Annotated in this window: 6 protein-coding genes; 2 read left to right on the forward strand and 4 right to left on the reverse strand. The window is 72.9% G+C overall.

Features of this window, described 5'->3' with window-relative positions:
- Window positions 1-18: 18 nt before the first annotated feature.
- The 3 genes from ACFV4P_RS22290 to ACFV4P_RS22300 all read right to left on the reverse strand — a co-directional run bounded on the left by ACFV4P_RS22290 (window position 19) and on the right by ACFV4P_RS22300 (window position 2784).
- On the reverse strand, window positions 19-1032 hold the full coding sequence (locus ACFV4P_RS22290; RefSeq protein ID WP_380473577.1) for a hypothetical protein: 1014 nt from the start codon (window positions 1030-1032) through the stop codon (window positions 19-21).
- The gene (locus ACFV4P_RS22295) at window positions 1029-1541 is read right to left on the reverse strand and encodes a SigE family RNA polymerase sigma factor (RefSeq protein WP_380473579.1); all 513 of its coding nucleotides are present in this window, start codon (window positions 1539-1541) and stop codon (window positions 1029-1031) included. The genes ACFV4P_RS22290 and ACFV4P_RS22295 overlap by 4 nt, the downstream gene beginning before the upstream one ends.
- A gap of 151 nt (window positions 1542-1692) precedes the next feature.
- Window positions 1693-2784 (reverse strand): hypothetical protein, encoded by a 1092-nt coding sequence (locus ACFV4P_RS22300; RefSeq protein WP_380473581.1) that lies wholly within the window; start codon window positions 2782-2784, stop codon window positions 1693-1695.
- A gap of 201 nt (window positions 2785-2985) precedes the next feature.
- Between ACFV4P_RS22300 and ACFV4P_RS22305 the strand changes: the two genes are divergently transcribed.
- The gene (locus tag ACFV4P_RS22305; RefSeq protein ID WP_380473583.1) at window positions 2986-3606 is read left to right on the forward strand and encodes a hypothetical protein; all 621 of its coding nucleotides are present in this window, start codon (window positions 2986-2988) and stop codon (window positions 3604-3606) included.
- Window positions 3607-3675: 69 nt separating this feature from the next.
- On the opposite strand, the gene ACFV4P_RS22310 is transcribed toward ACFV4P_RS22305, so the two are convergent.
- Window positions 3676-4662, reverse strand: a complete 987-nt coding sequence (locus tag ACFV4P_RS22310; protein WP_380473585.1) for an RDD family protein — start codon at window positions 4660-4662, stop codon at window positions 3676-3678.
- 238 nt (window positions 4663-4900) lie between these two features.
- Here ACFV4P_RS22310 and ACFV4P_RS22315 point away from each other — a divergent pair, with 238 nt between their 5' ends.
- A complete protein-coding gene (locus ACFV4P_RS22315) occupies window positions 4901-5905 on the forward strand; it encodes a stage II sporulation protein M (protein ID WP_380473587.1) in 1005 nt (334 codons plus the stop codon).
- Window positions 5906-6374 lie beyond the last annotated feature (469 nt).

The raw sequence follows: 6374 nt of genomic DNA on the forward strand, positions 1-6374 counted from the left end.
CCGGCGCGTTCGGGGCCGCTACGGCAGCACGGCCACCGACCAGGTGCGGTCGTCCGTGCCGCGCGTCACCACCCGGGCCAGCCAGTCCACCGGATCGCTCGGCCCGGCGCCCTGCCTGCGCACCTCGGACACACACCGGCGCACCCCGTTCTCGGACGCGCAGACCGCATCCGGCGGCGCCGCCTGCCGCCCGGCCTCACCGGCGCCGTCCGGGGTCGCCGACACCGTGATCTCCAGGTTGCCGTGCTCCTGGAAGCCCACCTCGGCCGTCCACAGGTCCGCGCCGCCCACCGTGCGGTACAGCACCGCCCGGGTGACCACCGCCTCCGGCGGCATCGACGACAGCGCGACCGGCATCGCCGGCGAGTACGCCCCCACCTGCACCCCCTCGGCGATCCGCAGCGGCACCTGCTCCCGGTCCGCGTCCGACAGCCCCGTGCTGTCCACCTGGTACCAGCGCCCGTCCACCCCCTGGAACCGGAGCTGGTTGAACGACCGCGCGAACCCCGGATCGGTCGACGTGAGCCAGTACGCCTCCCGCCCGTGCACCGGCGGCGCGTCCTTCCGCACCCCGTTCCCCGGGCCCAGCAGCGGATCCACCAGCGGCGTCACCCCCACCGGGAACGCCGTCAGGGAGAACGTCGGGCCGCTCCCCATGCCCACCACCTCCACCCCGGTCGAACTCGACCGGTACTCCACCGCCGTCACCGTGTCCGGCAGCCAGCCGAACCGGGCCGGCACCGTCAGCACCGTCCGGCCGCTCACCGGCGCGGGCCGCCCCGACAGGTTCGGCGTCGGCGCCGCGGTGGTGATCCCGTCGTCGCGCCCGTACCCGGTCAGCACCGTCACCGACCCGGCCGCCAGCACCGCCGCCGCGGCCACCGCCGCCACCGTCCACGTCCGCCTGCGCCGCAGCCGACGGCCCCGCAGCACCGCCAGCGCCGGATCCACCCGCGACGGCGGCGCCGAAGCCTCCTGCTCCGCCACGACCCGCGCCATCCGCACGGACAGCTCTTCCCCGTCCCCGCTCATGCCTCCGACCTCCCCGCCGGACGAAGCAGCGCCGACCGCCGCAACGCCTCCAGCGCCCGCGAACTCTGGCTCTTCACATTGCCGTTGGAACATCCCATCGCTGCCGCCGTCTGCTCGACCGACAGGTCGCAGTAGTAGCGCAGCACCACGGTCGCCCGCTGCCGCGGCGGCAGCGCGGCCAACGCCTCCCGCAGATCCAGCGAGACCGCCAGATCCGCCTCCGGCGGCGGCGACTGCTCCGGCGGCCGCGCGGCCGGCCTGGTCCGCCGCCACCACGCGGTGCGCTGCTCCGCGAGGAACGCGTTCACCAGCACCGCCCGGGCATACCCGTCCGGGTTCTCCGCCCGGCTCACCCGGCCCCAGTGCAGGTACAGCTTGGTGATCGACTCCTGCACCAGGTCGTCCGCACGATGCCAGTCCGCGCACAACAGGTACGCGACCCTCCGCAGCCAGACCGCCCTGGAGGTCACGAACGCGGTGAACTCCTCGTCCCGCGCCAGCTCCGCCATCTCCGGCGCCCCTCCTCCCACTGGAACGACGGCACGACCGCGCCGCCGACCCCCTGATGCGGCCCGCCCCCGCAAAGGTTGCACGGCGGATGGCGAACGACCGTACGACGGCGCCCGGCACCCCCTGCGGGGATGCCGGGCGCCGTTGCGTTCACGACTGCGGCAACACGTCCGTGGTCCAGCCGCTCTCGTCCGTGCCGTGCGGCACCACCAGCGACAGCCAGTCCGCCGGATCGGCGGCGGCGTCACCGCTCGACACCTTGATCAGCCGCGCGCACCAGTGCAGCCCGTTCCCGGACGCGCACTTCTGCGAGGTGGTCACCGTGGCCAGTCCGTCGTTCGAGCTCCTCGGCGCCGAACCGTTCGGGTCGGACCCCCGCTCGCCCGGACCCACCTCGACCGTCGCGAGCCCGTAGGCCTTGTTCCGGAAGGACAGCGAGGCCGACCACCCGCCGGACCCCGACCCGCCGGACACCGGCCGCAGGAGAGTCACCCCGGCCACCTCCGTCTCCGGGGGCAGGGCGGACATCGACACCGGCAACGGCACCCGGAACGCGCCCGGCACCACACCCGCCGCCATCTGCAGCGGCAGCTGCTGACGGTCCGCGCCCTTCAGGCCGGTGGCCTTGACCTCCATCCAACGACCCTCCGCGTCCCGGAAACGCAGCCTGTCCACCGCGGCCCGCGGCCCGGCGCCGTCCACCGACAACCAGTACGCGTCCTGCCCGTTCACCTGCGGGGCGTCCCGCCGCACCGCCGACTCGCCCGACGGGAGACGCGGCTGCTCCGGCGTCACCCCGGCCGGGAACACCGACAGGTCGAACATCACGAACCCGTCCCCCGAGTCGGTCTGCGCCCGCACGGTGACCCCGTCCGGCATCGACCGGTACTCCACGGACCGGACCGTCTCGGGCAGCCAGCCGAACTTCGCCGGCGCGGTCAACACCGTCCGGCCGTCCACCGGCGCCACCGTCTTCAGCGGCCCGGGCGGCAACTGCCCCGGCTGCGCCGTCGACCAGGGCAGACTCGGCGAGAACCCGGGCGTGCCGACGATCGGACTGTCGTGCGAGCCGCCCCGCAGCCCCAGCGACGTCGCCACCACCGCCACCAGCCCGCTCACCGCGATCACCGTCAACCGCCGCGCGCCCCACGCCAGCAGCGGCGACCCCGCCGGCTCTGCCACCGGCTTCGGCCCTGCCACCGGCGCGGACCGTCCCTCGTCCTGCACCTGATCCCCGGCCATGTCTCCGACCCCCCACCTGACGGCGCTCTCCCGAGCGCCCGACTCCGCCGACGCCCGCTAACTCCGGTGCGGCCGGCCCACTTCAACCCGGCCGCGACCTACGCGGCTGTCAGATGGTAGTACCGAAACGATCTCCGCTCCGACGTCGGTGGCGACCGCTGCCGTCCGCCCCCGGCGAGGTCCGCACGTAGGCTTTCCCCCATGCCGAACGGCCGCTACTCCCTCCACGACCCGCACGACGGAACCCCGCTCGGCGAGGAACGCTTCCAATGCGCCCCCGGCCCCGCCGGCTGGCGCTACGTCGCCAAGAGCTACCGGCCCGACGGCACCGTCCTCGGCACCACCGACCTCACCCTCGACGCCCGCCACCGCCCGATCCGGGTCGAACTCCGCAGCGGCGGCTGGCAGGTGCGCGGCGGCGCACTCGACGGCGTGCACTGGGTCCGGGCCGCCACCGACCCCGACCCCGCCGCCGAAGCCACCGAAGGGACGGACCGGGCGCACGCCTTCACCGGCGACTCGCCCGCGTTCCTGATCGCCACCGCGCGGCTGCTCGACCTCGAACCCGGCGGCAGCACCCGGATCCGCCTGGTCTCCTTCACCGGCCAGGCCCTCGCCCCCCGCACCCTCGACCAGAGCTGGCAGCTGCTTACCGTCGAGGACCACCCCACCGACAGCGGGCCGCTGCCCGTCGAGCACTACCGGGTCACCGACCTCGAAACCGGCGAGCTCCGCGACGTCCACCTCACCGGGGACGTGCTGCTCTCCGCCCCCGGCATCGACCTCGAAGAGCTCGACAGTCCGCCCAACGCCCGGCGCTGACACGGGCGTTCGCGCGGGCGGTCACGCAGGCCTTCGCCCGGGCGGTCACTCAGGCGGTCACTCGGGCGGTCACTCGGGGCGGGCGAAGCCTTCGCCGTCGGCGGGAGCCTGCGCGGGCACCTGTGCGGGCGGGGCGGCGGGTGCTGCGGGCTGCGTCTGCTCCGGGATGCCGAGCACCCGCACCGGCTTTCCGTTCGGCTGCTGCGGCACGACGGCCGGCGCGGGAACCGTCTGCGGCGGCGCCGGCCGGTACGCCGTCGGAGCCCCGTAGGCCGGCGCCGCGTAGGCCGCGGCGGCAGCGTACGCCGAGGCCGCCTTCTCCCACTCGCGGCGCTGGCGCTCCATCGTCACCGCGCCCAGGTACACCATCGGCGGCAGGCCCTGCGGCACCGGCCAGCCGGTCCGTCCGGCCAGGTCCGCGGCCAGCCGGTCACCCAGACCGGTCGCCACCGGCTGATCCAACTCGTGCATGCGGCCCAGCAGTTGGCGTATCGACAGCCACAGGCCGTCCGGCACCGCGGACAGGTCCAGCGCCACCAGGTCGGCACCCAGCATGTGCATCACGTGCGGCGGCACCGGCGGAACCACGCCGTGGCTCTGCGGCACCCGCTCACGGATCACCAGCGTCCCCGCGAAGATGTCGCCCAGCCGGCGTCCCTGCGCCGAGAACAGCGACACCACCACGGCCGGCATCGCCAGCAGACCGAAGTCGATGACCCCCACCAGGCCGCGCACCAGGGCGTGCCGGAACCGGATCGGCCCGCCGTCGGTCCGCACCACCCGCAGGCCCAGCACCACCTTGCCGACCGAGCGGCCCTTCGACAGCGTCTCCGCCATCACCGGCAGCAGCACCGTGAAGAACACCATCAGCACGACCGCGATGGCGTCCGCCGCGGCCCCTTCCATCGCCGACAGCCCGAAGGCCACCATGAACCCGCCGATGAAGTACACCGTCAGGTAGACCAACGCGTCCAGCAACCGGGCCAGGCCGCGCGACGGCAGCCTCGCCGCCCGCAGCCCCAGGACGACCGCCTCACCGGTCACCAGCTCGCTCACGCCACCCACCCGTTCCGCTCCCGGGCACGCCGGACGACCCGCGCCGCGCCACCCGAACCCTCGATCAACAGCGGCAAACATACGGCCGAGCACCCCCGCGCGGTAACCCCGGGCACCGCATCCGGCATCGCCCGACACGCCGCGCTCCGCCTCTGGCATGCTGAGCCCCGCACCGCCCCGGCCGCACACCAACCAGTGCCCGCCGTCCTGCCCCACCGCGCACCCGGAGAGAGCCGCAATGGACCTGGACGTCTTCGTCGCCGCCCACCAGGCGGAATGGCAACGGTTGGAGACGCTCTGCGGCCGCCGTCGACTCACCGGCGAGGAGTCCGACGAGCTCATCACCCTCTACCAGCGCGCCACCAGCCACCTCGCCCAGGTCCAGGCCGCAGCCCCGCACCCCGGTCTGGAAGGACGCCTCACCGGACTGGTCGTCCGCGGCCGCAACGCCGTCGCCGGCGCCCGCAGCTCCTCCTGGCGCGACGCCACCCGCTACTTCACCGTCAGCTTCCCCGCCGCGCTCTACCGCGCCCGCCGCTGGTGGCTGACCATCGGCCTGGTCTTCTTCCTCCTCAGCGCCCTGGTCGCCTGGTGGATCGGCACCAACCCGGAGGTCCGCGCCGCCCTGGTCCCGCCGGACCAGCTGAACGACCTCACCAAGCCCGGCGGCGAGTACGAGGCCTATTACACCGACCACCCGTCGGCGAACTTCGCCGCCAAGGTGTGGACCAACAACGCCTGGGTCGCCGCCTACTGCCTGATATGCGCGGTGCTGCTCGGCGTCCCGGTCGTCTTCATCCTGTTCAGCAACATGCTGAACCTCGCCGTCGGCCTCGGACTGATGGCCTCCGCCGGCCGCCTCCCGCTCTTCCTCGGCCTGCTCATCCCGCACGGCCTGCTCGAACTCACCGCCGTCTTCGTCGCCGCCGGCCTCAGCCTCCGCCTCGGCTGGACCGTCATCGACCCCGGCCCCCGCACCCGCGGCGCGGCCCTCGCCGAGGAAGGCCGCGCCGTCATCGGCTCCGTCATCGGCCTCACCGTCGTCCTCCTGGTCACCGGCATCATCGAAGGCTTCGTCAGCGGCTCCGGCCTCCCCACCTGGCTCCGGGTCGGCATCGGCCTCACCGTGGAAGCCCTGTTCCTCGTCTACGCCCTCGTCCTCGGCAAGCGCGCCGCCGCCCGCGGCGAGCTCGGCGACGTCGAGGCCGCCGACCGCACCGACCTGCAGCCGACGGCCGCCTGAGCACGGCGTGCCTGGTCACGGGTGCCGTTTCAAACCTGGTAGCCTGGTGATCACCCCGAGGGACCATTGACTTGATCTCTTCGGGTCAGTAGGTTTGAACGGTTGGGCGATTGGACATACAGTCCGGTCCGGCGTAGAGTCTACGAAGTCGCCGGAACAAGGTGAGTGCCCGAAAGGGCGCAGAGCCGAGTCCAGCGAAAAACCCTGAAGCAGAGCAACGCAAAACCTTTGATAAGGTCTGCAAGCGAAGTCGAAGGAATTCCCACTCCAGCGGGAAGCGAAAATCGGAGCGAAAAACCTCTGATAAGCTGGAAACACGAAAGAACGCAGTAACATTGAAACGAATGCCCGGAGGGTCCGCAGGAATGCGGCTCGAAGGAAGCGTCCGTTCCTTGAGAACTCAACAGCGTGCCAAAAGTCAACGCCAGATATGTTGACATCCCCGGCCGGTCCTCTGGATCGGTTGGAG

It is taken from the genome of Kitasatospora sp. NPDC059795, assembly GCF_042732175.1.
GTDB lineage: Bacteria > Actinomycetota > Actinomycetes > Streptomycetales > Streptomycetaceae > Kitasatospora.

Excerpts from the sequence above, each read along its gene's own strand:
- ACFV4P_RS22290 (WP_380473577.1), bottom strand. The coding sequence starts at position 1,032 with ATGAGCGGGGACGGGGAAGAGCTGTCCGTGCGGATGGCGCGGGTCGTG.
- ACFV4P_RS22295 (WP_380473579.1), bottom strand. The coding sequence starts at position 1,541 with ATGGCGGAGCTGGCGCGGGACGAGGAGTTCACCGCGTTCGTGACCTCC.
- ACFV4P_RS22300 (WP_380473581.1), bottom strand. The coding sequence starts at position 2,784 with ATGGCCGGGGATCAGGTGCAGGACGAGGGACGGTCCGCGCCGGTGGCA.
- ACFV4P_RS22305 (WP_380473583.1), top strand. The coding sequence starts at position 2,986 with ATGCCGAACGGCCGCTACTCCCTCCACGACCCGCACGACGGAACCCCG.
- ACFV4P_RS22315 (WP_380473587.1), top strand. The coding sequence starts at position 4,901 with ATGGACCTGGACGTCTTCGTCGCCGCCCACCAGGCGGAATGGCAACGG.